The sequence below is a fragment of the Geoalkalibacter ferrihydriticus DSM 17813 genome, assembly GCF_000820505.1.
Lineage (GTDB): Bacteria > Desulfobacterota > Desulfuromonadia > Desulfuromonadales > Geoalkalibacteraceae > Geoalkalibacter > Geoalkalibacter ferrihydriticus.
In genome coordinates this window covers 37,307-63,301 of sequence record NZ_JWJD01000009.1, presented here as the reverse complement: position 1 = coordinate 63,301, position 25,995 = coordinate 37,307, and the positions used below count along the sequence as shown (strand labels likewise).

The window sequence follows — 25,995 nt, the reverse complement described above, 5'->3', positions numbered from 1 at the left end:
CTTGAGCATATTCCAACAAAATTTTTGGATGACATCGCACCTTTTGGAAAAAAGCTGCATGTCGCATAATCAGATGGTTAGGTTCAAAAAAAGGAGGGGCAAAATGGAATCGATCCAAGTCCATTTATTCAAAGACAGCTTTGGTCCGTTTCTCACCCTCCTGAACGAAGAAAAAGTTCAATACAAAATGCGGTCAGCTCGTTCAGCCGAACCAATGGCCTGCTCAGAATTACTTGAAATATTAACAACAGACGGTTTTTGGCAAGGTTTGGCCGCAGTGATTGTGGCATTTCTCGGCAGAAATACTAGAAAAGTTATTATCACAACAAAAGACAATCAAATAATTCATGCGGAAAATATCTCCAAAGAAGAGCTTGAAGAAATTCTTAAAAAAACAAAAAGCATTACTGCAATAGAATCAAAAAAGAAATGAACCTAACAACTTAATCAACCGGACGGAAAATATGTCTGTGCTAAATTGAAAAACAAAACCAAATTGCGGTGGGTCACGCAAGCTCGCGTCGCCGCCGGTTATCATGAACCGTTAGCCTTAAAAAGATAGGAAGACCATGAATAAGAATCAGGCTTGGCATAGTATTGCTAGCTCCATTGCAGCTGGAGTCAGCACATACTTTTTACTGGATTTTGCAGAAAATGATTGGAGCCAGCCTTGGAGGGTAGCGATAATTATTGTTGTTGCAATTCTTGCTTTTTTCGTGGCTTTTTTAACCGGGAGAAATAACCAAGAAAAGGACTTGAACAGTCCCGACACAACAGAGGTTGGGAGATATATTGATTCTGGAAGTAGTGTTGAAATAGAGGATGTGAGTGTAAAAAAGAGTACAGCCAATAATATTAAAGTAGGAACGGATATATCCGCAAAAAAAGACGTAAAAATAAAGGGTATCGAAATTGACACGGATAAGGAAGAGTGATGGCCAGACCAAAAGTTCCTACTATTAACTGGAAAAAAGAACTAAGAGTTCTTGACAGCTACATTAACTGCTCTGGTGGCGTAGTCCTTGTCAGAACGACAAAAGACTCCCCTTCATCTGCTTTTTGTAAAGCAATTCGCAGCATAATGGAAAATGAACTCTGGGATAAGCAGTGGGTAACAGTACAAATTGATGGTGACAATTCTTCCACCCATTATTTCAGTGATATGCTCGATCAGCTAGAGATTACACTCAACTTAGAGTCAAAAACTGACGATACCAGTGTAAACGTTAGCGTTGGTAACGACATATCAGCTGACGGAAATGTTGAGATCAATGACATTAGCATCAATATTGATGCTCGTAATAATAATTACAGGGGAAGAATTGAAAGAATTGTTAATTATGTAAAGCATGACGCTGGCAAAAAAAGATTGGCAGTTATTCTTTTTAATACAGACTCAGAAGATACAAACAAAAACGAACTAAATAAATTTAAAAACTTTTTATGGGACAATGGCTTGTCGAATTTAACTCATGAGGGGGTCTTATTGATCGGGTTTTCACATCGATGCAGCGACACCTCTAGATGGCTACCTGACCCAGATATTGTAATTGATCTGCCCTCCAGCTATGACCACGAATCGGAAATTAATGCGAAGGAGGATATTGCCAACTTCTTGCTATCACACGGCTGGGCAAAAACAAAAGAAGAGGCCGCAGGAAAAGCGATGGGTATAGTCGCAAGCCACCCATACCCCAAAGATTTACATGCAAATTTCGCAGGCATACTAGCAAGGTTTTCAGCATGGCAGTAGATAACTCCAATACCTGCCCCAGTGAACTGAAAAGCTTCCTTTCGGGTGCAGGTGAAGCCTTTATGCGGCCTCTTATAGCGCTAGGCGTTGCAGAATCGCTAACCGATGAAGTTGCGACTCAGCTAGCAGTACTCTCAGGCCTATCTAAGCGCGAAGCGAATGGCCTTGTAAAATCACTTCACTTTTGTGACTTCGTGGTTGAAAGAAATAGTGAATGGCATTTTTCATCTCAAGTTATTGAATGCCTCAACGCCGAAATGGCTTGTCAAGATGAACTAGTCCATAAAGCTCATTCACTTCTGCTTGAAATCGCCATGACAGGAGACATTAAATGTGCTGGGAATACTATTCCTCGATATTTGCTCTCTGACATTGGCCGCGCATATCACAAATCACCACTTTCACCAGAAGAAGGGCTCAAGATATACGCCAGTGCTGCTGACAAAAAAATTTCAGGTTCACAGTGGCTTCTCGGGAAGCTGGCAATAGCCCAGCAAAACAAAGGGATCCTCCCGCCAGAAGCTATTGAACCATCTTACATTCGCGGCATGACCTATTATCGTGAAGGGCAACAAAAAGAAGCAGAATATTTCTTGGGGAGAGTCGTAGAAAGCACTGAAATACGAGTGGAGGTGGCAATCGCATGTCATATCGTTGGCCGACTATTAGCCAGGAAAAGGGGGAAGCGAGATGAAGCCGAGAAACTGCTTCGCCGGAGTTTGTTAATAGGTGAAGACATTAACCATAAGCACCATCAGGCCCAAGTTCTCCACACGCTAGGCCAACTCATTGGGGAAAACCGAAACAGGTCCGATGAAGCCGAGAAGCTACTTCGCCGGAGTTTAGATTTACTGAAAAAACTTAAAGATAAACATGGCCAGGCCCAAGCCCTCCACACGCTAGGCCAACTCATCGGGAAAAACCGAAACAGGTCCGATGAAGCCGAGAAACTGCTTCGCCGGAGTTTAGATTTACTGGAAAAACTTAAAGATAAACATGGACAGGCCCAAGCCCTCCACACGCTAGGCCAACTCATCGGGAAAAACCCCAATCGGGCGTCTGAAGCAGAGGAACTACTCAGAAAGAGCCTGAAAATCGGGGAAGATCTNACGCTAGGCCAACTCATCGGGAAAAACCCCAATCGGGCGTCTGAAGCAGAGGAACTACTCAGAAAGAGCCTGAAAATCGGGGAAGATCTCGGCAATAAACATAGTATAGCCCAACGTCTCCACACCCTTGGCCAACTCATCGGAAAAAACCGAAACAGGTCCGATGAAGCCGAGAAACTGCTTCGCCGGAGTTTGTTAATAGGTGAAGACATTAACCATAAGCACCATCAGGCCCAAGCCCTCCACACGCTAGGCCAACTCATCGGGAAAAACCCCAATCGGGCGTCTGAAGCAGAGGAACTACTCAGAAAGAGCCTGAAAATCGGGGAAGATCTCGGCAATANTAAGCACCATCAGGCCCAAGCCCTCCACACGCTAGGCCAACTCATCGGGAAAAACCCCAATCGGGCGTCTGAAGCAGAGGAACTACTCAGAAAGAGCCTGAAAATCGGGGAAGATCTTGGCAATAAACATGATATAGCCCAACGTCTCCACACCCTTGGTCAACTTATCGGCAAAGACCGCAATCGGGCGTCTGAAGCAGAGGGACTACTCAGGAAGAGCCTGAAAATCGGGGAAGACTTAAGAAATAAAAACCATCAAGCACAGGTGCTGTTTTCGTTAGGGAAGCTAATTTGGGAAAAGAATCAACCCGACGCTCGCAAGATGCTAGAGCGAAGCATTGAGCTTAATCGTAATGTACCCTGGGCTCGCGATATGGTTCAACGTGAACTAAATAAAAGACTAAAAAGCAAAAAAGGCTAACCATTTAATCAACCGGACGGAAAATACGTCTGTGCTTAATTATAAAAGCAAAACCAAAATTGCGGTGGGTCACGCAACTTCGCGTCGCCGCCGGTTATCATGAACCGTTATGAGTGTCTCTTGCGGGGTCGGACCTTCCCAAGTGTTTGAATATCAGTCGGAAAACATCGATCTTCTAGGCTGTTTTGGCCCTTAAACGGCCCATTTTTGCTATAAAATGAAGTGTTTAAGAGGAGGGGGGGGAGGATGCCACGCGCATGTCGCTACTTTTTGCCGGGACACGTCTGGCACATCACACACCGCTGCCATAAAAAAGAATTTCTGCTCAAATTCGCTCGTGATCGTCGGGTTGCCTTTTGCGGGGTCGGACCTGCTTAAATATTTGAATATAGGTCGAAAAACATCGATTTGATGGCTGTTCTCGGCTTTAAACGGCCCATTTTTGCTATAAAATGAAGTGTTTAAGAGGAGGGGGGTAGGATGCCGCGCGCATGTCGCTACTTTTTGCCAGGACACGTCTGGCACATCACACACCGCTGCCATAAAAAAGAATTTCTGCTCAAATTCGCTCGTGATCGTCGGGCGTGGGTCAGGTGGCTGTTTGAGGCNAGGACACGTCTGGCACATCACACACCGCTGCCATAAAAAAGAATTTCTGCTCAAATTCGCTCGTGATCGTCGGGCGTGGGTCAGGTGGCTGTTTGAGGCAAAAAAACGCTATGGACTCTGTGTCCTCAACTATGTTGCCACGTCCAATCATGTCCATTTACTGGTTCAGGATGGCGGACGAGGCGAGATTGCCCAAAGCATGCAGCTGGTTGCCGGACGGGTCGNATGTTGCCACGTCCAATCATGTCCATTTACTGGTTCAGGATGGCGGACGAGGCGAGATTGCCCAAAGCATGCAGCTGGTTGCCGGACGGGTCGCTCAGGAATTCAATCAGAGAAAATCGCGCAAGGGGGCCTTTTGGGAGGACCGCTATCATGCCACAGCGGTTTCCACCGATCATCACCTTGCTCGGTGCCTGACTTACATCGATCTGAACATGGTCCGCGCAGGCATCGTAAAAGATCCAGCCCTCTGGTCCGAGAGTGGTTATGCTGAAATAATGAACGGCCGGCAGCGGTACCAGCTCGCGGACCATCGCACCTTGGCTGCGCTGCTTGATCTGTCAACGCTGGAAGATCTTCGGCTGGCGCGGCAGAACTGGATCAAGGCATCTATCGAGCAAAAGATGCTGACCCGTGACACTTGCTGGACCGAAGGGCTGGCGGTGGGCAGTGCTGAGTTTGTTGAGGAGATAAAAGATGGTCTGGGGATCAGGGCCCGTTACCGTGACGTGCGAAATACCGGGCGGGAGTGTATTTTGCGGGAAAACGAGCTTAGATGGGGCATTTTACCGTCAAAAACGCTCTCTAAGGCTTCTTGGGCTGCATTTTCTGCGTGAAACTGCCGCATTAACGCTATGTTGCGCAGGTCCGACCCGGCTTGCCGGCTTGCCGCCCTATTTGTTGTTTCGCCTGTTCTTTGACAGAAAATCTCGGCATCAGGCCCGATCGAGTGGGCTGCACACCACCTGCTCCCCGCAACGCCTGCATAGTGTGATTGAGGTGGTAAGTAAGGCTATATAGTGGGGGGAGGTTTTCAGCGTCGTGGCAATTGATGCTGAAAAATCTTATAAACTTATGAGCGTCACCTCTCCTGCCCCTTTCCTGCCATTTACTTTGATGCCAAAAATGAATCGATGACATTTTGTTGAACGGATTCACACGCAGAATTTTGATATGATTCACTGGTTGTGCTTTGCGGTTTCCTGTTTACTATAAGCAAATTCCAAAAAAAGGGGTGGGAAAATGCAAACGCTAGGTGGTGAGAGAAAGTTATGGGTACCTATTTTTCTTGTTATGTTGGGTGCGATTTTGGGTTCTTTATCTACAGTGGTTTTTGAGGAAATAAGGGAAAGGTTTTTTCCAAAAAATAAGCATATATTTACTCTTAGTGAGAGTATTGACAACCTCTCTAGAGAAATAGTGGAAAATAGCAACAAGCTTGTTGGGTATTCTGCAGTTCAAGGGGGTGGAATGTCTTCGTCAATCTCCATAGATAATCTGAAGGAAATTAATGAAAGAGCTAAGATCGTTGAGGAGCTTGTAATAGAACTTAATAATAAAACAAATAAACTTACCAGATTCTCAATTGCAGTAATGGAAAGCTCTGGCAGCCCAAAGTCTGGATCTGATATTTGGCTTTCCGAAGGGGAGGGTACTTATATTTTTGACAGAAATAATACATTTGGTGTCCAGCATATATACACCAATTACATTTGGGCCTATATAAACGATAAAAGAAGAATGATTAATATTGGAGAAAAGGTAAATATTGGCGATCAAAATAAGGAATGCTTTGTTAGCTACTTTGGAACTAAAAATCAACTCGCAGGAATCGCACTCTCTTGTGCAAAATAGGAAGTGTGTCTGGCACATTTAAGTTTTCAAGTGATGAGATGTTGAACCATTTCTCTTGCGGGGTCGGACCTTCCCAAGTGTTTGAATATCAGTCGAAAAGCATCGATTTAATAGGCTGTTTTGGCCCTTAAACGGCCCATTTTTGCTATAAAATGAACAGCTCTTGCGGGGTCGGACCTGCCCAAGCATTTGACTATAGGTCGAAAAACATCGATCTGATGGGCTGTTTTGGCCCTTAAACGGCCCATTTTTGCTATCAAATGAAGTGTTTAAGAGGAGGGGGAGGGTAGGATGCCGCGCGCATGTCGCTACTTTTTGCCAGGACACGTCTGGCACATCACACACCGCTGCCATAAAAAAGAATTTCTGCTCAAATTCGCTCGTGATCGTCGGGCGTGGGTCAGGTGGCTGTTTGAGGCNCGCTACTTTTTGCCGGGACACGTCTGGCACATCACACACCGCTGCCATAAAAAAGAATTTCTGCTCAAATTCGCTCGTGATCGTCGGGCGTGGGTCAGGTGGCTGTTTGAGGCGAAAAAACGCTATGGACTCTGTATCCTCAACGATGTTGCCACGTCCAATCATGTCCATTTACTGGTTCAGGATGGCGGACGAGGCGAGATTGCCCAAAGCATGCAGCTGGTTGCCGGACGGGTCGNTTGGGAGGACCGCTATCATGCCACAGCGGTTTCCACCGATCATCACCTTGCCCGCTGCCTGACTTACATCGATCTGAACATGGTCCGCGCAGGCGTCGTAAAAGATCCTGCTCTCTGGTCTGAGAGTGGTTATGCTGAAATAATGAGCGGCCGGCAGCGATACCAGCTCGTGGACCATCGCACCTTGGTTACGCTGCTTGATCTGTCAACGCTGGGAGATGTCCGGCTGGCGCGGCAGAACTGGATCAAGGCATCTCTCGAGCAGAAGATGCTGACCCGTGACACTTGCTGGACCGAAGGGCTGGCGGTGGGCAGTGCTGAGTTTGTTGAGGAGATAAAAGACGGTCTAGGGAACAGGGGCCGTTACCGTGACGTGCGAAATACCGGGCGGGAGTGTATTTTGCGGGAAAACGAGCTTAGATGGGGCATTTTACCGTCGAAAAGCGCTCTCTAAGGCTTCTTGGGCGGCTTTTTCTGCGTGAAACTGCCTAGGTTGTGCAGGTCCGACCCCGCATAGCTTTTTATTAATACAGCAGTGTTTCCCGAATAGGCCTCTATAAAATCGTGCCTGCACGAAGTCGCCGCTTATTTTAAATCGTTAGTTGCGAAGTGGTTCACTGTTAGTCAATTGGAAATCTTTGCTTTTGATGAAGTACCCGCATGATACGAATTGTCGAGCTATCAACAAAATAGGATATGATCATAGAGATCTCAGGAATAATAAGCATCCTGCCCCGGATACCATCTCGCTGGACGCCCATCAATGGTCGTTCGAGTAAGTTTTCGACCTTAGCTTCAATGATTGCATCAGTTTTTTCTGCTACGGCAGGATTGAAGTCATAAAGAAACTCAAAGATCTTTTCTCGGTCATTTAGAGATTTTTCTTCCCAAAAAATCATTGATGGTGCCGATTTCGGATTTTTGTTTTGTGCTCAACCATTCGATTTTTAGCACTATTGTGATCAACAAAAGAGGTTTTTCCCGAGTCAAGATTCCCAAATGCGAGGTTTATTTGCTCAGTTAACCATACATCGTGACATGATAGCTTTCGTTGTTGATCGGCTAATTGTTCGGTAAGTTCACGGCAGGCATCACTTAGGGTACGACCTTGGCTTTCAGCCATTTTTTGAGCTAAACGTTTTGTCTCTTCATCAACGCGAAATTGTATTCTGGTGTCCATAAGCGCACTCCTTAAATTAATGTGTTCACAAACGTTAGCACAATACAAAGCAACTAACAAGTCGTAAAACGGGACAGAGCTACGCTCGGCCCGTTAACTTTGCATTAGCTGAAATTAATCCGAACCTAAATTCATTGTTTAAATTTGAGTCGGGCCAGCGGCATAGAGGAAGAATTTACGCTTCCAACAACCGCCGTTGCAAAATGGATTGCATGTCGGGGCGGCCATCGACAATCAAAAAAACATAGACGTTCTTGCTCAAAACTCTGTAGATGATGCGGTAGGGTTTGAAGAAAATCTCACGGTAATCGCGGATCCCAAGTGCCAACAACTCCTTAGGAAAGGTACCTCTCTCTGGAAATTCAGAAAGCCCGGTGAAGATTGATTCTATCTTGTCTAGGACATCGTTCGCTTTCTCTGGCGCGTCGTGCAGGGAGATATATTCGTAAAGCTCCTCAAGGTCACGTGTTGCGTCATTGGTCAAAAGAACTTTGAACGGCATCAGCGGGCCTGCCGTCCTTCGCGGAGACGCTTGATCACGTCGGTCGCAGGCTGAACCTTGCCTTCCTCGATTTGTCGGTTACCAAGCGCCAAGGTTTTCAAAAGCGCCATAGTCTCCTGGGTCTGTTCATAGCTTTCAATGTCCTGCATGACAACCTTGGCTTCGCCGTTCTGGGTGATGATGAGCGGTTCTCGTTGCTCGCCCAAATTCCGCACGATTTCGGCAGCATGAGCCTTCAGATAGCTGATTGGCTTGATCTGACTGGAAAGTTTCATGGTGTGCCCCCCTTTCTCAGGCATGACTGAATATAGTCCTTAAACAGGTCAACTGTCAACATTGAAGACTAAATTACTTGGTGCGGGGTCGGACCTTCTCAAGTGCTTGAATATGGGGTGAAAAGCATCGATTTTGTGGGTTGTTTCAACCCTTAAACGGCTCATTTCGGCAATAAAATTAAGTGTCTAAGGGGAGGGGGAAAATGCCGCGCGCATGTCGCTACTTTTTGCCAGGACACGTCTGGCACATCACACACCGCTGCCATAAAAAAGAATTTCTGCTCAAATTCGCGCGTGATCGTCGAGCGTGGGTCAGGTGGCTTTTTGAGGCGAAAAAGCGCTACGGCCTCTGTATTCTCAACTATGTGGCCACGTCCAATCATGTCCATTTACTGGTTCAGGATGGCGGACGAGGCGAGATTGCCCAAAGCATGCAGCTGGTTGCCGGACGGGTCGCTCAGGAATTCAATCAGAGNTTGGGAGGACCGCTATCATGCCACAGCGGTTTCCACCGATCATCACCTTGCCCGCTGCCTGACTTACATCGATCTGAACATGGTCCGCGCAGGCGTCGTAAAAGATCCAGTCCTCTGGTCCGAGAGTGGCTATGCTGAAATAATGAACGGCCGGCAGCGGTACCAGCTCGTGGACCATCGCACCTTGGCTGCGCTGCTTGATCTGTCAACGCTGGGAGATGTCCGGCTGGCGCGGCAGAGCTGGATCAAGAAATCTCTCGAGCAGAAGATGCTAACCCGTGACACTTGCTGGACCGAAGGGCTGGCGGTGGGCAGTGCGGAGTTTGTTGAGGAGATAAAAGACGGTCTGGGGATCGGGGGCCGATACCGGGACGTGCGAAATACCGGGCGGGAGTGTATTTTGCGGGAAAACGAGCTTAGATGGGGCATTTTACCGTCAAAAAGCGCCCTCTAAGGCTTCTTGGGCGTCTTTTCCTGCGTGAAACTGCCGCATTCACGGTAGGTTGTGCAGGTCCGACCCAGCGTAGATGCAGACGAAATGCCGACACCGACTTCGGCATTGGCGCAGGAGTGGGAAGATGCGCAGCAATGGGCGAAGGTTTTCTGGGAAAGGGTTTCCCGGGACGTGCGGATATCCACGCAATTTCGAAAAATTGCATCTGAACACGTCAAATTATTTACTGCCGACCAGGGCCCCCGCCTGATCCTATCCTGATCAAACTCTCTCAAAGTTGCTCATCACATCTCCCTCTTTCCAGATCCTGGCCAAACGCCACGAGCGTGACTCGGTGATCACAGGTGGTCAATTTTCGGTTGTCATTTCGAGGTGGTGTCGTGCCGTGTCTGGCGCTCTATCTCTGCATTTAATTCAGCACCGATGAGGACTGCATAGGCGGTAAGAAAAAACCACATCAGCAGAATGATCAGGGCCCCCACCGAACCATAGATTTTGTTGTAATTGGCAAAGTTCGATGCGAAGTAGGAGAACAGAAAGGAAGCGCCTATCCACAAAACCGTCGCGACGACAGCCCCGGTATTGACCCATCGCCAGCGAGGACTGTCACGGTTCGGGCCATAGCAATAGAGAATACCCAGTGCGAAGATGATCATGAGAGCGAGCAAAAACCAGCGGCCGATATTGAGAATCGTCTGCACCAATTCCGGTAGCCCTAAGTTCACGAGCATTGCCGGCAGGGCCAGGATGAGTCCAAGCGCTACGAGAGTGAAGCCAATGCTACCGAGGGTCAGCAGGATCGCCAGCGCGTTGAGCTTGAAAAATCCGCGCTTTTCCTCTGTTTCATAAGTCACGTCGAGCGCGGTGATCATCGCTTTCATTCCTTTGGCAGAACTCCCCAAGGCGAAGATAAGACCGCCGAAGACCCCGAAGCTCAATGCGCCTGCTGAGGATTCCACGATACGGCTGAGTTGCTGTTCGAGAAGCTGGTGCGCCTCCTGAGGAAGGAATCCGCTGAGGTTGGATAGCTGCTGCGGCAGTTGCGTCGGATCGGCCACCAGCCCAAAGATTGAGACAGCCGACGCGATTGCGGGAAAGATAGCGAGCAAGGCATAAAAAGCCACTCCGGCGGAAATAACCGACAAATTGTCCCTCTTATGAGCCGCCTTCACGCCCAGCAGAATATCTCGCCAACCGGATTTGGAAATCTGCCTCAATTTCTGCGCTTCTCGGTTCATAGTCGATCTTCTTTTTTTTACATTATTTGGGGAAACCTAAGTTTGCGCCTCGGCTGATGTTTTGTTCTTTGCTACCGTTTTTTTCATATTCTTTTTAATTATTTTCATTATAGATATCATTCGCATTTTCTCTGTCAAAAATAAAAAATCCTAATTAGCTGTCTCGGTGTGGTAAGTCTTTGGTATTCCAAAAGGAGATGAAGAAATTGGGAGAATAAAAATAATATGAGCCTTGAAGAGTAACGGTGAACAGACCCTACTGTACTCCTTGGGGTCGGACCAGGACAAGTGCCTAAAACTTAAAGATAATCGCCTGAAATTACCCCCTGAAAACAGGCTATGGGGCGATTTTTGAGAGGGAAATCAGCGCACTAGGCAAAAACGCCGTTGGGAGTGCGGATTTGGTCAGAAAAACACAACAGATGTGAGGCCGGTGCGGGTGTTCCTTCCAGGTCTGTCATGAAATTTTCCTCCGCGCGGGATTAAAAGGGCCAGAAGATGGGAATGAAAATGACCGCCAGAAGCCAGAAGATCAGGTTGAGGGGAACGCCGACCTTGATGTAGTCGGTGTATTTGTAACCGCCCAGGCCATAGACCATGGCGTTGGTCTGATAGCCGACGGGCGTTGCGAAGCTGGTCGAGGCGGCGAAGGTCACGGCCATGAGCAGGGGTTTGGGATCAATGCCCAGGCTGAGCGCGGTGGCGATGGCGATGGGTGCCATCAAGACCGCCGAGGCGTTGTTGCTCATGGATTCGGTCAACACGGCGGTGAGCAGGTAAAAGGTTGCCAGGGCGGCGATGGGGCCGAATCCGCCCACCAAGCCCAGGGCGCTGTCCGCCAGCCATTGGGCGGTGCCGGTTTTTTCCATAGCGATGCCTAGGGGCAGAATTCCGCCGAGGAGAAAAATCACCGTCCAATCGACGGATTTTTGCGCTTCTTCGAGGCTCAGGCAGCGCGTGAGAACCATGGCGATGCAGCCAAGAATAGCGCTGACCAGGATCGGCATGATGTTGAAGGCCGCCAGGGCCACCACCGAGGCCACGATGCCCAGGGCAAAGGGCACCCTGTGGCTGCGCAAGGAGGGTTCCGGGACTTCTTCCAGGACGATGAAATCGTCATCAGCGCGCAACTGGTCGATATCTTTTTGCGCCGCCATGATCAAAAGTGCATCGCCGACCTGCAGGCGCACGGTGTTGAGTTTTTCACGCAGGGGCGCACCGCGCCGCTGGATGGCCAGTACCAGGGCGTTGTAGCGATGGCGAAAATAGGTGTCCTTGAGGGTGCGCGCAATGAGGCCCGAGTGGGGGGGCACAAGCACCTGGACCAGTTTCATCTCTTCGTCCTGCAGCGCTTTGTCGCCCAATTCGAATTCGGCGTTAAGCTCCAGGTGCTCGATTTTCTTCACCTCCATTAGATCCTGCAATTTGCCGCGCACCAGCAGCACGCTGCCTTCGCGCATGCGCTGCCGGTAGGGCGCCCAGACCCGGCGGTCATCGTCGAGCAGGCGCAAAATGGTAACGTCATGCTCGGTGCCCAGGTTGCTTTCCATGACCGTTTTGCCGATCAGATGGGAGTTTTCCATGACGCGCATTTCGGCGATGTATTCGCCCAACTCATAGGCCGCAGTCAGCTCCTGCGCTTTGCGTTCGGGCAGCAACCAGCGCCCCACCAGCAGAAAATAGAGGAAGCCGGCGCCGAACATGATCAGGCCCAGGCGGCTGAATTCGAACATGGAAAAGCCGCCGAACCCGGCCTGTTCGGAAATGGCCGACACCAGCAGGTTGGTCGAGGTGCCGATGAGGGTGCACACCCCGCCGAACTGCGAAGCGTAGGAGAGGGGGATGAGAAATTTGGACGCGGCGATTTTGCGTTTGGCCGCCAAGGCCATGACGATGGGCAGAAACACCGCGACGGCCGCGGTGTTGTTGATGAACGCCGACATGATGCCCACCGCCGTCATGATGACCATCAAAGCGCTGAAATGATTTTTCCCGAAGCGAACGAGCAGATGGCCGATGGTGGCCACTGCGCCGGTTTTTTGCAGGCCGGCGCTCAGGATGAACATGGCGGCGACGGTGACCGTGGCCGGGTTGCTGAAACCGGAAATGCCCTCTTCGGGGGTGATCAGGCCCAGCAGCAGCAGGCTGCCCAAAACCATGAAGGCGACTAGATCAACGGGATATTTTTCGCTGACAAAAAGTGCGACGGCGCCGAACAGCACCACCAACACGAGGAGAATGTCGAGCATGAAGGCCGCCCTTGAAAAAGATGGGTGTCGGATAATGAGTTTAGCGGATTTACGGCGAAAAAAAAGGATGCGGCCACAAGGCCCGCATCCTTTTTTTTCATGACGATCAGGACGCCCCCGTGGCTGCTTTGCGCGCCGCGCCGGATTTTTTCTCCGGCACGCTCTTGCCCAGAGATACCTTGATGGGGACGAATTTGCGCAGCAGGTGCTTGTCGATGGGATAGATCTTGGCGGCATCCTCGCGCAGTTCGCCGGGGTTGATCTCCTCGAGGCTCAAGGTGCCCGAGGTCAGTTCGACGATGCAGGGCTGTACCCTGGCGGCGGCTTTGGAGGGGGGCTTGGATTTCTTTCCGGCAGGCACCCAGGTCAGTTCCTGAACGAAATAGGCGGAAACCTCGAAGGCTTCCTCGATCTCGGCCGCGTGCGCCGGCGCCAGATCCTCGAGTTTGCCCTCGTAGGGGCTGAGCACCCCCTGCCTGTCCTTGAGAAAGTACATGGTTTTGATCCTCCTTTTGGACAGCGCCCGCACTGCCCGGTGCAAGGTCACGAATTGCGCCAGCGTCTGCAAATGCTGCGGCGAGATGATCGCGCAGGGGAATTGATCGCAGCGCGGGCAGCCTCCCAGGGGCTTTTTTTGCTGGTGGAGAGGGCACCAGACAAATTTCTTGTCCCTGGTCATGACACCTCAAAGAAAAACAAAAAAAGAGAGCGTCCCAATTGATGGCCTCGTGCCCCGTGCGGTTAGTCGTGTCAAAGAATTCTGAGATATTTTTGGTGCTGTCAAGGCGTCGCCAACGCAGGCCTAGCCGTATGCTAAGTCAAGTTGGCGCAACGCAGGCAGCGCCGAAAAGAGCCAGAATTAGANTATTTTTGGTGCTGTCAAGGCGTCGCCAACGCAGGCCTAGCCGTATGCTAAGTCAAGTTGGCGCAACGCAGGCAGCGCCGAAAAGAGCCAGAATTAGAAGGCAGGACTAACCGCACAGGGCACTAATTGATGGCGATGGAAACAAAACCCTTTTGCCCATAGCCCATGGCCGACAAGAAGGTATTGCCGACGCTGTGAATGCCGCTCAGCAACTGATCGGGCTCCAGGGGTACGCGGCGCATGGCGATGTAGCAGGATTCCATGCGCACGCCGGGCAGTTCCAGAAATTCCGTCAGACGTTCCTGCAGCACCCGAGCCTCAGCGTATTGTTCCACCCCGGCGGCGTTGAGATCCTCGGCGAGCAGGCGTACCGCGCCGCCGCGGAAAGCCAGGACCATTTTCGGCTGCACGTTCTGGTGCAGCATATCCTCATAGGTTTGCCGGATGACGCCAAGGCGACCCGCCAGAGCTGTCGGATCGGACAGGGTCACGTCCCAGAAAATGCGCCCGACATCCACGCCGCGTAGCGCCTCGCGGTCATCGGGAGCTGCGGTGGCGGCAGGCGTCAGATCGAATACCGCTTCCATGGGTTCTTCGCACAGTTGTGCGCCCTGAGCCGGGGACACCAAGAGCAAGAAGCCAACCAAAAGGATGAGACGTTTAAATCGCATGCAACGACCTCCGCGCGTCTAGTCTTGTTCCCGCCTTATTTTGCGCTCGCCACAAGAGACCGCAAGGTTTGGCCGGGAAAGGGAAAACAAAATTTGACTTATTCTCTCGCAAATCGGCGCGCGGCGCAAGTCGGGTCGGCGGCGCCCAGAATCGCACGAATGGCCGCCAGACCCTGGGCGCCGGCGGCGCGCACTTCGCCGGCGCGTTCGGGGGTGATGCCGCCGAGGGCAAAGACAGGAAGTGAGGCGCCGGCGCAGGCCGCGTGCAGGGCTTGCAGCCCCTGGGGCGGGCCGAAAGCGGCCTTGGAAGGGGTAGCGTAGACCGGGCCGAAGGTGACGAAGTCCGCGCCGTTTTGGTGGGCGGCGTGGATTTCTTGGGGATTATGAGTCGAGACGCCGATGAGTCCGTCCGGGCCGAGCAGGCGGCGCGCGACGGCCAGGGGCAGGGAGCGGCCGCCGAGATGCACGCCGTCGGCCGCCACGGCCAGGGCCAGATCGATGCGGTCGTTGATGAGCAGGCGCACGCCGTGGGCGGCGGTGATCTCGCGCAGACGGCAGGCCAGGGCATAGAGCGCGCGCGTGTCGAGATCTTTTTCCCGCAACTGCACCGCGCCGACGCCCCCGGCGCAGGCGGCGCCTACTGCATCGTCGAGACTGCGGCCGCTCGGCAGGGCGCGACGGTCGGTGATCAGGTAGAGAGAGAAATCCAGGGCGCGGGAGAGCATGGCGTCACTGGCCCGCGGCGCGCTCCAGAAAGGCCGCGTCCCAGTCCTTCCACACCGCTTCGTAGCCACGGGCGCGAATCAGGCGACAGACCTCGGCGGGACTGCGGTCGTCATCGATGGCGAACTGGCGGGTGCTGTGATCCTGGTCGGTATAGCCGCCGGGGGCGGTGCACGAGCCGGCACTCATCTGGGTGATGCCCAGGGGCAGCAGGTTGTCCCGCAGTTTGGCGCTTTCGCGCGTCGACATGACCAGTCCCACATCCGGCAGCAGCAGGCGCAGGGCGCAAATCAGCTGCACGAAGTGGCGGTCGGAGACCGGGTGCAAGGGTTGAAAACCACCGTCGGCGGGGCGGATGCGCGGAAAGGACACCGTCAACTGGGTGCGCCAGAAATGGCGGCTCAGGTAGAGGGCGTGCAGGCCGGTGCAGAACCCCTCGAAGCGAAAGTCGCCCAGCCCCAGCAGCGAGCCGATGCCCATGCGACGCAGTCCGGCGGCACCGCCGCGCTCGGGGGTGGCAAGCCGAAACGCGAAATCGCGCTTTTTACCGAAGGGGTGCATCTGCCGGTAGAGATCGGAATCGTAGGTTTCCTGGTAAATCGTCAAGCCGTCGACGCCCGCCGCGATCATCTCCTGATAACCCGCGGTCTCCATGGGATAAACTTCGATGGCGATGGAGCTGAACAGGTGGCGGATACGACGCGCCGCCGCGGCGATGAACGCGTTATCCACCGCCTTGGGTGATTCGCCGGTAACCAGCAGAATGTGGCGAAATCCCTGGTCGTGCAACATCTGCGCTTCGGTTGCAATCTCGTCGAGGGACAGGGTCCGGCGCGGCACCTGGTTGTTGGCGCTGAAGCCGCAGTACAGACAGCCGTTGACGCATTCGTTGGACAGGTACAGGGGCGCATAGAGCAGAATGTTGCGGCCGAAGCGCTGCACCGTCTGGCGATGGGCCTTTTGCGCCATGGTTTCGATGAAGGGTTCCGCGGCCGGTGAAAGCAGCGCCAGCAGCTCTTCGGCATGCAGGCGTTCGCTGTTCAGGGCGCGCTCGACATCGGCGGCGGTTTGAGCGGCGATTTGGGCTTCAACCCGCGGCCGATCGTACTGTTGGAGAACCTGGAGAAAACTCATGGGAATCCGCCTTGAAAATGACCGGATTGATCAGATGAAAAGGACGCTCGTGACTCAGAATGTCGCCTTGTCGATCCTGTCAATCCCGCCAAAGAGGTTTTTCAGTGATTGTTATTTGTCCCGCAAAAATCCCGTTAGGGGACTGGAGGCCTCAGCCTTTTCGCGTTGCTCGCCGAGTCCGGCGAGGAACGCCTCCCGGCCCGCCTCGACACCTTTTTTGAAGGCCTTGCCCATGGCGCCCGGGTCGCGTGCCACGGCCAGGGCGGTGTTGACGAGCACCGCGTCGGCGCCGAGTTCCATGGCTTCAGCCGCGTGCGAGGGCGCGCCGAGGCCCGCATCGACCACCACCGGTACGATGGCCTGCTCAATGATGATAGCGATCTGGTCGCGGGTGCGCAGGCCGCGGTTGGTGCCGATGGGGGCGCCCAGCGGCATGACCGTGGCGGTGCCGACTTCCTGCAGATGCTTGGCGAGCACCGGGTCGGCGTTGATGTAAGGCAGCACCACAAAGCCCTCTTTGACGAGAATTTCGGCAGCCTTCAGGGTTTCGATGGGATCGGGCAGCAGGTAGTAGGGATCGGGGGTGACTTCGAGTTTGACCCAGGGCTCGCAGCCTGCCGCCCGCGCCAGGCGCGCCAGGCGCACTGCCTCTTGGGCGTCGCGGGCGCCGCTGGTGTTGGGCAGCAGCAGGTAGCGCTCGCGGTCGATATGCGAGAGCATGCTGTCGTCGGGATTGTCGATGTCGACGCGGCGCAGCGCTACGGTGACGATTTCGCTGCCCGAGCCCTCCATGGCAGCCACCATTGCCGCATTGGAAGAGAATTTACCGGTGCCCACCAGAAGCCGCGAGTGAAAGTGTCGCCCGGCGATGATCAAGTCGTTCATGGGAAAGTTCCTCTTTTCGTTGGTGGGTTCATCCGCCGCCGACGAACTGAATGATTTCCAGGGTGTCGCCCTCGGCGAGGCCGGCTCCAGCGAAATCACTGCGGGGCAGAATCGAGCGGTTGTGCTCGACGACCACGCGTTCGGCGTCAAGACCCAGGGTGCTCAGGTAGTCAGCGACGCTCATGGGAGCGGACAGGTCGCGTGATTCTCCGTTGACTGTAACTTTCATGGTTGCCCTCTTGAAAATGCCTTCCGGAAAGGTTTTATTCGGGAGTCTCGCCCAACAGCAGGCGCAGCACCGCATTGGCCTGGTGATGGGCGGCGATGCCGACACGCGGCGCCATCAGGCCTTCGCCGGGACGCGCGGCGCTGTGGCCGTCGCCCACCAGCACCAGTTGCGGGCTGATCCAGCGGGTCATTATCGTGTTGGATGGCTGGTAGCCTGCCAGTCCCGAGGCGACGACCAAAGGTCGGTCGGGATAATGGTGGCGAAAGGTTTCCGCCAGCATGGCCTTTTGCGCGGCGGCATCGAAAGCCTCGACCAGTATCTGCGCGTCGGCGAAAACCGCGGCGATGTTTTCCGAGGTCAGGCGCGCGTTGAAAATTTCGACCTCGACATAGGGATTGATGCGCGCCAGGTTGTCGCGCAGCGCCTCGACTTTGGGTTGGCCGATCTGATCGACGAAATACTGCTGACGGTTGAGATTGGAAGGTTCGACCACGTCGAAGTCGGCAAGGATCAGACGCCCGATGCCGATGCGCGCCAGAGCCACCGCCACGGACGAACCGAGCCCGCCGGCGCCGGCGATGCCCACGCAGGCCTGTTTGACCCGCTCGTGAACTCCCGGCGTGTGCCGCGCGGCCATCAGAGCTTCGAGTTCGGTGGCCGACGGCTGCTCGCCGCGCCGGATGAGCACAACGCGATCACCGTCGTGCAGGGGCAGATCGTCCGCCGCCGGAAACCCGTTGACGATCAGGACGTCGGCGTCGGGCTTGCAGCGGCTGCGCGCCTCAAACAAGGTGGTTCCGGGGGGCAGGCTGGTGTGTTGTTCGTTAATCCGGATATTCATCAATTGACAGTGTCCCCAAACGAAAAAAGGCCGCAAAATGCGGCCTCGGCAGACAGTGCGATCTGCTGTGACGCCGCTTCCCTACGCCGGTGTGAGCCGGATCAGGTTCCAAGGGTCTTCCAGCGGCCTGCCGGCCGGCGGAACTCTCAGTTTGCACTCCCCTAGGGCGTTCGTTCTGGTTGTTTTCTTTTTCATTCCCAGCCCCGAAAAATTATCATGAGCGTTGCTGCAAGTCAATAGATTTTCCGGCGTTTTTTGGTTGTCAGGGGGGACGCTTTTTCATTATGATCAAAGATTGTGCCGCGCAGAGAGCGCGGTTTCGGATCTGGCCGAGCTGCCGGGCATTCAAATGATTCAAAAACGGATGAGAAGACGCAATCCGGAGAGGCTTTTTTTGTCATGATGAACGTATCGGAACGATATCGCGAGTTGGTTGACGAGGTGATGGGATTTGCACGCTCGCTTCAGGGCAATGGGGAGGCCGAACCTGCTCGCTCGCATCGCCAGGTGCAAGAGGCCGCCGCGGCACTCGATGAGTATCGCGAGCTGGTGGGAGAGATCCCGCGCATCAAGCTGGAAGCAAAACTCACCCCGGTGCTGCTCAAAAGTCATGCGCAGCTTGATCGGGCGCGGTTGCTGCTGGAAGAAGAGGGGGCAGCCGATCTGGCTGCGGGAGTGTGGCAGTTGGAGCAAAAAATCTATCGCCTGCTCAACGAGCTTTAAAGAAACCTTCCTTCTGGCTGTTTTTGATGGCACACAAGTTGCTGTTTTGTCGGCTGCCGTGCCGGCTTGAACTGAAAGGGAAATGGACCTCACATGCATCGTAAATTGCAGAACATCTTCTATGAAGTACGCGATCCCGTGCTGGGCTGGGACGATGTCGGCGGTTATGCCGACGTCAAGGAAACTTTGCGGGAAATGGTTTGCCTGCCCCTCAAAAAACCCGAACTGATCCGCCGCCATAATCTCGGCCTGCCTTCGGGTGTGATGCTCTGGGGACCCCTGGGCACCGGCATCACCATGCTCGCCGAGGCTTGCGCGAAAGAGGCCGGGGTGTCCTTCGTCTATATTTCCGGACAGGAGATGCTCGGCAAGGGTCAGGAGTTGGTGGAGGCCTTCGACTGCGCCATTCATGAGGCGCCCTGCGTGCTGTTTATCTCCGATTGTGAATGGCTGGCGCCGCGCGCCGGCTGTGATTACGAATGGGGACCGGGAAATTTTCGCGCCATTCCGCCGACCTTTGCCGACAAGGAACTGACCCGCCTGTTCATTGAACAGATTGATCGCATCCATGGTGTCGAAGGGCTGATGCTGCTCGGCTCCTGCTACCGCATCGACACGGTAGATCAAGCCATCATCAAGGAAAAGAAGCGATTCAACCGCAAGGTGTTCGTGCATCCGCCCACCGCCATCGACCGCCGGGGTATTCTCGATATCTATATGGCGCGTATGCCCAACCTTGCCGCCGACATCGACCCTCAGCGGTTGGCCGAAGCCTCCGAGGGCTATGTCGGCTGGGACATCGAGAGTCTGTGCAAGCGCGCCACGGTCAATGCCATCAAGGAAGATGCGACGGTCGTGACCTTGGCGCATTTCGAAAAGGCCCTCAAGGAAATCCGCCAGTTCCTCACCCCCGACATGACGGCCAAGTATCATCAGATCCGCGACATGGACTGTCCGCACCACTACGAATTCTAAGGATTCCGTGTATGCAGGTGCTTCCCCCCGCGCAGCTTTTCGACAGGATTCATCAGCGCCACGGCCATTATTGTCCGATGAGCACTCTCGGCGGGCGCATGGGGTTTGCCGCGCGTCGGCGACTGGGCGAGGTACCCCTGCGCGCCGTATACCTGCTGCGCACCTGCGCCGTTGACGGAATTGCGGTGGCTACCGGTTGCAGCGAAGCGGACGGCTCCCTGCACGTCCGGGACGAGGGGCGCCATGCTCTGCTTGTAGGGCACCGCGGCGGCGTTCGCGGGCTGGAAGTGGTCCTGCGTCGCGCCACCCTGGATCTGGCCTGGGAATACCGCCACCTGGACGAGGCTTTGGAACGGGATCGCCCCACCCTCGATGCCGCGGTGCTGCAACGCCGCCACAGTGCAAAGGCGCTGTTTCTGGACCAGTTGCTACAGCGTTTGCGCACCCTTCCCGAGGAGGACCTGCTCGACGTTCGCGAGGCTGAAGCGGATATTGCCTGGTCGAAGGAGACCCATGCCTGAGTCGGTTCTGCAGCAGATGTGGCTGGTCATTTACGACGAAATCACCCGCATGTGGTGGTTTTTTCTGCTGGCCTGCGTGCTGGTCGGGGTCATCAAGGGGTACAAGCTCGACCTCAAGATCCGCACCCTGCTTAATCGCGCCGGCATCTGGGGTATTTTGCTGGCGGTGATCGTCGGCATGGTTTCACCCCTGTGCGCCTGCGGTATTCTGCCCATCGCCATTTCTCTGGCGATGATGGGCACGCCTTTGCCGCCCTTGCTGGCGTTGCTGGCGACCTCGCCGACCATGGGACCCGATGCGCTGCTGCTGACCTATCGGGGTCTGGGTATGGAGTGGGCGGTACTCAAGGTCGTTGGTTCAGGCGTCCTCGGCATCAGTGCCGGGCTCGTTACTCTGGCCCTGGTGCGCCAAGGCTACCTGGCCGGTGACCTGCTCAAGCTCAAACCCATGTATCGCGAGGATGGCACTCTGGCCACGGCCGCCGAAATCGGCCGGGCCCACGGCATCGCGGTGAAAAGCATGAGTATCACGCCCCGCCGCAGTCGACTGCGTTTCATTGTCGATCGGACGCTGGACGCCGCTCTGTTCACCGGCAAGTACCTGCTGTTGGCCATCCTTCTCAAGGCCTTGATTGTCGCGCTGGTGCCCATCTCCTGGATCCTGGTTCTGGTCGGCCAGCCGAACTTTCTCTCGCTGGTGAACGCGGCACTCATCGGTCTGCCCCTGCCGACCAACCAGATTCCCCTCATCCCCATTCTTGCCGGGCTGCTCGACCGGGGCATCGATCAGGGCGCGGCCTTCACCCTGCTCATGGCGGGGCCGGTCACCAGCCTGCCTGCCATTGCCGCCCTGTGGGGCATGTTCCGGGGGCGGGTGGTCGCGGTTTTCCTGGCCCTGGGGCTCGTCGGGTCGATTCTGCTGGGCCTGATCTACCAGGTTTTGTCCTGATGGAGTTCTGTCGCTTGCGCCGGGTCGCTTGACGATTTTCTGCCTTTTGCGGACGGAGTTTTTTTTCATGCGATTCTTTTTTTTCGTTTTTTCGATGGTCCTCTCAGTATTTCTGTGGTTTGGCCAGGCCGCGGCCACGGTCGCCGTGTCCGGCAAGGCGGCCGGTCCGGATCGCCAGGGGGAGGCCGGCATCCGCGTGGGCGCCTGGCCCATTGACAGCCTGTCCCTGGACGGTGAGCCGTCCCATCTTTCCGCCCCCACCGGGGAGGACGGCCTGTTTACCCTCAACCTGCCCGCCGCGGGGGAATACTATCTGGTCGCCCGCGGCAACGGCTGGTTTTGTTTCTATGGGCGCAATCCGGTCAGAGTGACGCAGGACGGACTGCACGGCGTGAATCTCGGTTTGGTGCGCGCGCTGGAAGCGGACTTCGAGGCTGCGGCGGATTTGGACGAGGGGGTGCTCGGCCAGGTTGTTTACGAAGGTCGGCCCGTCGCAGATGCGCTGATTTACGTCTATCTTGATCCCAGCTCCCGGCTCAAGGGCATGGGCTACGCCATCCTCGGACCGACCGGGCCTGACGGGCTGTTCGCCAACCCCCTGCCGCCCGGCAGTTATTACTTCATGGTGCGCAAGCGCCAGCAAAGCTCCGCCATGGGGCCGCTGCAGGCCGGTGACCACTTTGGCTACTGGCACGGCAATCCTTTGCGGATTCTGCCTGGCGCGCTGAGTCGGATCAGAATCTCTTTGCAGGAACTGCCGCAGCGCGTCGATGAGTTGCAGGGCAGTCTGTTCGGGCGCAACAGCATCTCCGGCCTGGTGCGTGATCGCCAGGGACAACCGGTGGCGGGGATGCGGGTCTTGCTGTACGACGATCCGCAGATGCTCAATCGCCCTCTTTTCGTCTCGCAGCCCACGGATGCCGAGGGCCGTTATGTGCTCTCCTTTCCCCACGAAGGACAATTCTATGTCAGCGCCCGGCGCTCCCTGGGTGGCGCGCCCGAGCCCGACGAATTCATCGGTGCCTATGCCGGAAGCGCCGACGGCAGTATTCTGATCGAGGCCGGCGAGCAACTTAAAGATATCGATATCACCGTCGGAGAAATGTGGTGAGGGCGCTGCTGGTCGTTCTGATCGCCCTGGCGACCGCCGCCTGTGCCGCGCCCCGCCACGCCGAGCCTCCGGCAGAGCCCCTGGTGTTGCACGACAGTGTGCTTGACGAAGACACCTACTGGTCAGGGAGCATTCTCATCGATGGCTCGGTCAAGGTGGCCCGCGGCGCCACCCTGACCATCGCTCCGGGCACCGACATCGCCTTCGTGCGCCGCGACCTCAGCCAGGACGGCCTCGGCGATGCGACCCTGGAGGTCGACGGACGTCTCATCGCGCGCGGTACGCGCTCTGCACCCATCGTGTTTCGCAGCGCCGAGGCTGAACCCCGGGCGGGGGACTGGCTGGAAATCCATATCAACTTCTCGCCCGAAGTGCACCTGCAGTTCTGCGAACTCCGCGATTCGGCCTACGGCGTGCACGCACATTTTACGCGCGGCATCATCGAAGATTGCGTGATCCGCAACAACATCGACGGTACCCGGCTCGGCAACAGCCGCTTTACCATCCGCAACAACCTGGTCGAGCACAACATCAGCAAGGGCATCAATTTCCGCGATTCGCAGATCGAAATTACGCGCAATATCTTTCGCTACAACCCGGCCGGAATTTTTCTCTTCGAGAAGGATCGCTCCTCGCCCATTCACCAGAACAATTTCTACGCCAACGAATTTCATCTGCGCCTGGGTGATTTCTTTGTCGGGGATGTCGCCCCGCATGACAACTGGTGGGGAAGCACCGATGCCAAGACCATCGCCGAGCACATCTACGACAGTCGCATTGACCCCGAAATCGGTACCGTAACGGTCGCGCCCGCCGATTCCTGGCGCCCTGGGAGTGGACCGCGGGACGCTGTGCAACTCGAAGAAGTTCGCCGCCATGTCTCCCAGGGCTTTGTGGATGCCCCTCCTTTGCCGGTCGGAGGGCCTGTTCTGGCGGCGTCCTGGGACGGCACCCTGAGTGCCTTTGACGACCGGGGGCGCCGCGTCTGGCGTCGGCAACTCGGCGAGGTGATCGACGCGCCTCTCGCTGCTGATGCCCAAGCGGTCTTCGGACAAACCTGGGGGCGGGAAGTGTTCGCCTTGAGTTTGCGCGACGGGCGGCTGCTCTGGCGTTTTGTTTATGAGCCCTCGCCGGCGGACGATCATCGCCAGGGCGGGGTGGTGCTGTTGGATGATCTGCTGCTGGTACCGGCCTGGAATGGCACGCTCCATGCTTTAGACAAAAAGAGTGGTGCGCCGCGTTGGTCCTTTGACGCCGGGGATGCCCTGCGTGCCGCGCCGACGGTGCATGACGGGTACATTTACCTGGCCGATACGGCAGGGCGGATAAGTGCCCTGCATCGCGACGGGCGCCTTCACTGGCAATTGAGTCTGGAAGAGCCCCTGCTGAGCGCGCCTGCGCTGACTCCCCAGGGGTTGGTGGTGCTGGGTCGCGCGGGCACGCTGACGGCGCTCTCCTTCGCGGGGGAGATTCTCTGGCAGCGGGCTCTGGATGAAACCTGTTTTTATGCCGCTCCGGTCTTTGTCGACGCCACCCTGGTGGTCGCCACTGCCGGAGGTGGTCTGTGGCGCTTGTCCGCCGATGGCCAGGTGATCTGGCGCAGCACATTGAGCGGGCCCTCGTATGCCACTCCCCTGGTTCACCAGGGTCGAATTTTTGTTGGCGACAACAACGGAAACCTCGAAGTCTTCAACCTCGACAGCGGCGAATCCCTGGCGCGATGGCCGGTGGGCGAAGCCATTCAGGGAGCGCCCGCGGCGCTGGGACAACAGGTGCTGTTCGGTGCCCGCGACGGAGCGCTCCATGTTCTGCGGGTTGAAAACTCCGCACCCTGAGTCGAAAAGGTCTGGGCAATGGGCAAGGTAGGATAATGAAGCGCGCGCAACTTTTGATCGGATTGATGCTGTGCGCACTGTTCGCGCTCGTGCCCGCGCGCCACACCCTGGCCGTTGAAATCGCGGGCGAACTTCACGGCGCGGTGCACTGGTCGGGCGAGGTGCTGCTGACCGGCCCGGTGGTGGTGCCCGCGGGTGCGCGTCTGGATATCGCTCCGGGCACACGCGTGCGAGCCGCGACGGCGGATAGCACATTGCGCATCCAGGGTGTTTTGCAGGTGGCTGGCGAAGCCGAGGCGCCGGTTGAATTTCTCACTCCGCACGGCTGGCAGGGCATCCTGGTCGATCGCCCTCAGGAGCCACCGCGCATTCGGCATGCACGCTTTTCCAAGGCTGCGGTGGCGCTGAGTGTCCAGGCCGCGGAAATGCACCTCGACCAGGTGGTGTTCAGGGACTGCACGACCGCAATCAAGGCCTTGCGCGAAGCACATCTGCTGGTTATGGGCAGTCGCTTTGAGCGCAACCAGGTCGGCGTGGATGCTGATCTCAAATCCTTGGTCGATGTGCGCGACAGCGTTTTTACGATGCATGGCGAGGCCGGGGTGCGTGTCACCAACGGTTGCCGGCTCAATGTTTTCAGTAGTCGTTTTGCTGACAATGGCGCGGGAATTGTGCTGCTGCAGAAAATTTCCGGCGAAATCCGTGAAACCCGCTTTGTCAACAATGATCGCGGCCTGAACTGCAGCCGTATCGGCGAGGGCCTCCTGGTCAGGGGCAATCTCTTTGAGCAAAACCGCATCGCCTTGGAGAGCGGAACCTTTTCGCAGCCTTTGTTGTCCGATAACCGTTTCCTGGGCAACGGCACGGCCGTGAAGAGCGACCAGTTCGCCACCGGCGAGTTTCTACACAATCTATTCGAGGGAAATGGAACCGCTTTGCAAAACACGCGGCGCGCCGATCCCCTGGTGTCGCACAATGTGTTTTCTTCCAATGGAGTCGCCGTTTTCTGCGATTTTTCTTCTTACCCGCGGATTCGCGACAATAATTTTTTGGACAATCCCCTGGCCGTCAAGTTGGGAAGTTTTCAGAGTGCCGCTGGTGCTCGCCCGCCTGGCACCCAGCGCGAGGCGGGATTCTCTGGTCCGGCTCAGCCTCGGGCAGGGGCGGATGCCCCGACACAGGATTTTATCGATGCCTCAAGCAACTGGTGGGGTGAAGATACCGCCCAGTTGGCCGCCGGTGGCTCAGGGGGCAATCCTTCGATCTTTTTTGACCGTAAGGACCAGCCTGAGGTAGAGTTAGGTGATTCCGAGGGCGGCGGTGTGCTCGATGTCGTTCATTTCAGCCCCTGGCTGGGCGCGCCGGTTCTCGACGCTGGCCCGCGTTAAGAATAATCGGCCCGGATTC

The 25,995-nt window shown here is 55.4% G+C and carries 26 protein-coding genes, 3 pseudogenes and 1 riboswitch; of the genes and pseudogenes, 16 read left to right on the top strand and 13 right to left on the bottom strand.

All coding sequences use genetic code 11. The annotated features are described in order from the left end of the window. Window positions 1-103: 103 nt before the first annotated feature. The 8 genes and pseudogenes from GFER_RS15795 to GFER_RS19815 all read left to right on the top strand — a co-directional run bounded on the left by GFER_RS15795 (window position 104) and on the right by GFER_RS19815 (window position 7,206). Window positions 104-433 (top strand): hypothetical protein, encoded by a 330-nt coding sequence (locus tag GFER_RS15795; RefSeq protein ID WP_040100946.1) that lies wholly within the window; start codon window positions 104-106, stop codon window positions 431-433. A 136-nt stretch (window positions 434-569) separates the two neighbouring features. After that, window positions 570-935: a MerC domain-containing protein gene (locus GFER_RS15790; RefSeq protein ID WP_040100945.1), complete on the top strand. Its 366-nt coding sequence runs from the start codon at window positions 570-572 to the stop codon at window positions 933-935. After that, window positions 935-1,753, top strand: coding sequence for a hypothetical protein (locus GFER_RS15785; RefSeq protein ID WP_040100944.1), 819 nt, complete (start codon window positions 935-937; stop codon window positions 1,751-1,753). The genes GFER_RS15790 and GFER_RS15785 overlap by 1 nt, the downstream gene beginning before the upstream one ends. After that, entirely contained in the window at window positions 1,744-3,627 is a 1,884-nt protein-coding gene (locus GFER_RS15780) for a tetratricopeptide repeat protein (protein ID WP_040100943.1), read from the top strand. Before GFER_RS15785 ends, GFER_RS15780 begins: the two co-directional genes overlap by 10 nt. A gap of 246 nt (window positions 3,628-3,873) precedes the next feature. After that, window positions 3,874-3,978, top strand: a pseudogene (locus tag GFER_RS19885) (transposase); the annotation flags it as partial. Between the two features lie 250 nt (window positions 3,979-4,228). Then, window positions 4,229-5,075, top strand: a pseudogene (locus tag GFER_RS19420) (transposase). Between the two features lie 406 nt (window positions 5,076-5,481). Beyond that, window positions 5,482-6,093, top strand: coding sequence for a hypothetical protein (locus tag GFER_RS15770; protein ID WP_040100941.1), 612 nt, complete (start codon window positions 5,482-5,484; stop codon window positions 6,091-6,093). Window positions 6,094-6,501: 408 nt separating this feature from the next. Beyond that, a complete protein-coding gene (locus GFER_RS19815) occupies window positions 6,502-7,206 on the top strand; it encodes a hypothetical protein (protein WP_040100990.1) in 705 nt (234 codons plus the stop codon). A 166-nt stretch (window positions 7,207-7,372) separates the two neighbouring features. Here GFER_RS19815 and GFER_RS15760 read toward each other — a convergent pair whose 3' ends face one another. The 4 genes from GFER_RS15760 to GFER_RS15750 all read right to left on the bottom strand — a co-directional run bounded on the left by GFER_RS15760 (window position 7,373) and on the right by GFER_RS15750 (window position 8,709). Then, the gene (locus GFER_RS15760; protein ID WP_040100940.1) at window positions 7,373-7,651 is read right to left on the bottom strand and encodes a type II toxin-antitoxin system RelE/ParE family toxin; all 279 of its coding nucleotides are present in this window, start codon (window positions 7,649-7,651) and stop codon (window positions 7,373-7,375) included. Further along, a complete protein-coding gene (locus GFER_RS18380) occupies window positions 7,648-7,932 on the bottom strand; it encodes a type II toxin-antitoxin system TacA family antitoxin (RefSeq protein ID WP_074669445.1) in 285 nt (94 codons plus the stop codon). The genes GFER_RS15760 and GFER_RS18380 overlap by 4 nt, the downstream gene beginning before the upstream one ends. A 175-nt stretch (window positions 7,933-8,107) precedes the next feature. After that, window positions 8,108-8,434, bottom strand: a complete 327-nt coding sequence (locus GFER_RS15755) for a type II toxin-antitoxin system RelE/ParE family toxin (protein ID WP_040100938.1) — start codon at window positions 8,432-8,434, stop codon at window positions 8,108-8,110. Next, complete coding sequence (locus GFER_RS15750; protein WP_040100936.1) at window positions 8,434-8,709, bottom strand: type II toxin-antitoxin system Phd/YefM family antitoxin; 276 nt, start codon at window positions 8,707-8,709, stop codon at window positions 8,434-8,436. The genes GFER_RS15755 and GFER_RS15750 overlap by 1 nt, the downstream gene beginning before the upstream one ends. A 203-nt stretch (window positions 8,710-8,912) precedes the next feature. On the opposite strand from GFER_RS15750, the pseudogene GFER_RS19810 reads away from it, so the two are divergent. Continuing rightward, window positions 8,913-9,639, top strand: a pseudogene (locus tag GFER_RS19810) (transposase). A 362-nt stretch (window positions 9,640-10,001) separates the two neighbouring features. Here GFER_RS19810 and GFER_RS15740 read toward each other — a convergent pair. The 9 genes from GFER_RS15740 to thiF form a co-directional block, all read right to left on the bottom strand. Continuing rightward, window positions 10,002-10,877, bottom strand: a complete 876-nt coding sequence (locus GFER_RS15740) for a YihY/virulence factor BrkB family protein (protein ID WP_040100988.1) — start codon at window positions 10,875-10,877, stop codon at window positions 10,002-10,004. Window positions 10,878-11,359: 482 nt separating this feature from the next. Continuing rightward, a complete protein-coding gene (locus GFER_RS15735) occupies window positions 11,360-13,126 on the bottom strand; it encodes an SLC13 family permease (RefSeq protein ID WP_040100934.1) in 1,767 nt (588 codons plus the stop codon). 106 nt (window positions 13,127-13,232) lie between these two features. Further along, a complete protein-coding gene (locus GFER_RS15730) occupies window positions 13,233-13,622 on the bottom strand; it encodes a hypothetical protein (RefSeq protein ID WP_139171932.1) in 390 nt (129 codons plus the stop codon). A 491-nt stretch (window positions 13,623-14,113) separates the two neighbouring features. Beyond that, entirely contained in the window at window positions 14,114-14,662 is a 549-nt protein-coding gene (locus tag GFER_RS15725) for a hypothetical protein (RefSeq protein ID WP_052446498.1), read from the bottom strand. Window positions 14,663-14,760: 98 nt separating this feature from the next. Beyond that, the gene (gene thiE, locus GFER_RS15720; protein ID WP_040100930.1) at window positions 14,761-15,387 is read right to left on the bottom strand and encodes a thiamine phosphate synthase; all 627 of its coding nucleotides are present in this window, start codon (window positions 15,385-15,387) and stop codon (window positions 14,761-14,763) included. A 4-nt stretch (window positions 15,388-15,391) separates the two neighbouring features. Continuing rightward, a complete protein-coding gene (gene thiH, locus GFER_RS15715) occupies window positions 15,392-16,519 on the bottom strand; it encodes a 2-iminoacetate synthase ThiH (protein ID WP_040100928.1) in 1,128 nt (375 codons plus the stop codon). A 111-nt stretch (window positions 16,520-16,630) separates the two neighbouring features. After that, entirely contained in the window at window positions 16,631-17,404 is a 774-nt protein-coding gene (locus tag GFER_RS15710) for a thiazole synthase (protein WP_040100927.1), read from the bottom strand. A 28-nt stretch (window positions 17,405-17,432) separates the two neighbouring features. Beyond that, a complete protein-coding gene (thiS, locus tag GFER_RS15705; protein WP_040100926.1) occupies window positions 17,433-17,633 on the bottom strand; it encodes a sulfur carrier protein ThiS in 201 nt (66 codons plus the stop codon). A 34-nt stretch (window positions 17,634-17,667) separates the two neighbouring features. Further along, window positions 17,668-18,474 carry a sulfur carrier protein ThiS adenylyltransferase ThiF gene (gene thiF / locus GFER_RS15700; RefSeq protein WP_040100925.1) on the bottom strand — a complete coding sequence of 269 codons (807 nt, stop codon included), beginning with the start codon at window positions 18,472-18,474 and terminating at the stop codon, window positions 17,668-17,670. Between the two features lie 61 nt (window positions 18,475-18,535). Further along, window positions 18,536-18,647: riboswitch (TPP riboswitch) on the bottom strand. Between the two features lie 226 nt (window positions 18,648-18,873). Here thiF and GFER_RS15695 point away from each other — a divergent pair. From GFER_RS15695 to GFER_RS15665, 7 genes are all read left to right on the top strand, one after another. Continuing rightward, window positions 18,874-19,197, top strand: coding sequence for a hypothetical protein (locus GFER_RS15695; protein WP_040100924.1), 324 nt, complete (start codon window positions 18,874-18,876; stop codon window positions 19,195-19,197). Window positions 19,198-19,290: 93 nt separating this feature from the next. After that, window positions 19,291-20,172, top strand: coding sequence for an AAA family ATPase (locus tag GFER_RS15690; protein WP_040100923.1), 882 nt, complete (start codon window positions 19,291-19,293; stop codon window positions 20,170-20,172). A gap of 11 nt (window positions 20,173-20,183) precedes the next feature. After that, complete coding sequence (locus GFER_RS15685) at window positions 20,184-20,693, top strand: FmdE family protein (RefSeq protein ID WP_040100922.1); 510 nt, start codon at window positions 20,184-20,186, stop codon at window positions 20,691-20,693. Further along, window positions 20,686-21,642 carry a permease gene (locus tag GFER_RS15680; protein WP_040100921.1) on the top strand — a complete coding sequence of 319 codons (957 nt, stop codon included), beginning with the start codon at window positions 20,686-20,688 and terminating at the stop codon, window positions 21,640-21,642. The genes GFER_RS15685 and GFER_RS15680 overlap by 8 nt, the downstream gene beginning before the upstream one ends. A gap of 67 nt (window positions 21,643-21,709) precedes the next feature. Next, window positions 21,710-22,753: a carboxypeptidase-like regulatory domain-containing protein gene (locus GFER_RS15675; RefSeq protein ID WP_139171934.1), complete on the top strand. Its 1,044-nt coding sequence runs from the start codon at window positions 21,710-21,712 to the stop codon at window positions 22,751-22,753. Next, a complete protein-coding gene (locus GFER_RS15670) occupies window positions 22,750-24,588 on the top strand; it encodes an outer membrane protein assembly factor BamB family protein (RefSeq protein WP_040100918.1) in 1,839 nt (612 codons plus the stop codon). Before GFER_RS15675 ends, GFER_RS15670 begins: the two co-directional genes overlap by 4 nt. Window positions 24,589-24,623: 35 nt before the next feature. Beyond that, window positions 24,624-25,976, top strand: a complete 1,353-nt coding sequence (locus GFER_RS15665) for a right-handed parallel beta-helix repeat-containing protein (RefSeq protein WP_040100917.1) — start codon at window positions 24,624-24,626, stop codon at window positions 25,974-25,976. Window positions 25,977-25,995 lie beyond the last annotated feature (19 nt).

What these genes read in the sequence shown, in the direction of transcription:
- GFER_RS18380 (WP_074669445.1), bottom strand. Translation starts at nt 7,932, where the DNA reads ATGGACACCAGAATACAATTTCGCGTTGATGAAGAGACAAAACGTTTA.
- GFER_RS15730 (WP_139171932.1), bottom strand. Translation starts at nt 13,622, where the DNA reads ATGTACTTTCTCAAGGACAGGCAGGGGGTGCTCAGCCCCTACGAGGGC.
- GFER_RS15690 (WP_040100923.1), top strand. Translation starts at nt 19,291, where the DNA reads ATGCATCGTAAATTGCAGAACATCTTCTATGAAGTACGCGATCCCGTG.
- GFER_RS15710 (WP_040100927.1), bottom strand. Translation starts at nt 17,404, where the DNA reads ATGAACGACTTGATCATCGCCGGGCGACACTTTCACTCGCGGCTTCTG.
- GFER_RS15665 (WP_040100917.1), top strand. Translation starts at nt 24,624, where the DNA reads ATGAAGCGCGCGCAACTTTTGATCGGATTGATGCTGTGCGCACTGTTC.
- GFER_RS15680 (WP_040100921.1), top strand. Translation starts at nt 20,686, where the DNA reads ATGCCTGAGTCGGTTCTGCAGCAGATGTGGCTGGTCATTTACGACGAA.
- GFER_RS15790 (WP_040100945.1), top strand. Translation starts at nt 570, where the DNA reads ATGAATAAGAATCAGGCTTGGCATAGTATTGCTAGCTCCATTGCAGCT.
- GFER_RS15770 (WP_040100941.1), top strand. Translation starts at nt 5,482, where the DNA reads ATGCAAACGCTAGGTGGTGAGAGAAAGTTATGGGTACCTATTTTTCTT.
- thiF (WP_040100925.1), bottom strand. Translation starts at nt 18,474, where the DNA reads ATGAATATCCGGATTAACGAACAACACACCAGCCTGCCCCCCGGAACC.
- GFER_RS15795 (WP_040100946.1), top strand. Translation starts at nt 104, where the DNA reads ATGGAATCGATCCAAGTCCATTTATTCAAAGACAGCTTTGGTCCGTTT.
- thiS (WP_040100926.1), bottom strand. Translation starts at nt 17,633, where the DNA reads ATGAAAGTTACAGTCAACGGAGAATCACGCGACCTGTCCGCTCCCATG.
- GFER_RS15725 (WP_052446498.1), bottom strand. Translation starts at nt 14,662, where the DNA reads ATGCGATTTAAACGTCTCATCCTTTTGGTTGGCTTCTTGCTCTTGGTG.
- GFER_RS15695 (WP_040100924.1), top strand. Translation starts at nt 18,874, where the DNA reads ATGATGAACGTATCGGAACGATATCGCGAGTTGGTTGACGAGGTGATG.
- GFER_RS15740 (WP_040100988.1), bottom strand. Translation starts at nt 10,877, where the DNA reads ATGAACCGAGAAGCGCAGAAATTGAGGCAGATTTCCAAATCCGGTTGG.
- GFER_RS15735 (WP_040100934.1), bottom strand. Translation starts at nt 13,126, where the DNA reads ATGCTCGACATTCTCCTCGTGTTGGTGGTGCTGTTCGGCGCCGTCGCA.
- GFER_RS15760 (WP_040100940.1), bottom strand. Translation starts at nt 7,651, where the DNA reads ATGATTTTTTGGGAAGAAAAATCTCTAAATGACCGAGAAAAGATCTTT.
- GFER_RS15785 (WP_040100944.1), top strand. Translation starts at nt 935, where the DNA reads ATGGCCAGACCAAAAGTTCCTACTATTAACTGGAAAAAAGAACTAAGA.
- GFER_RS15750 (WP_040100936.1), bottom strand. Translation starts at nt 8,709, where the DNA reads ATGAAACTTTCCAGTCAGATCAAGCCAATCAGCTATCTGAAGGCTCAT.
- thiH (WP_040100928.1), bottom strand. Translation starts at nt 16,519, where the DNA reads ATGAGTTTTCTCCAGGTTCTCCAACAGTACGATCGGCCGCGGGTTGAA.
- thiE (WP_040100930.1), bottom strand. Translation starts at nt 15,387, where the DNA reads ATGCTCTCCCGCGCCCTGGATTTCTCTCTCTACCTGATCACCGACCGT.
- GFER_RS15755 (WP_040100938.1), bottom strand. Translation starts at nt 8,434, where the DNA reads ATGCCGTTCAAAGTTCTTTTGACCAATGACGCAACACGTGACCTTGAG.
- GFER_RS15685 (WP_040100922.1), top strand. Translation starts at nt 20,184, where the DNA reads ATGCAGGTGCTTCCCCCCGCGCAGCTTTTCGACAGGATTCATCAGCGC.
- GFER_RS15675 (WP_139171934.1), top strand. Translation starts at nt 21,710, where the DNA reads ATGCGATTCTTTTTTTTCGTTTTTTCGATGGTCCTCTCAGTATTTCTG.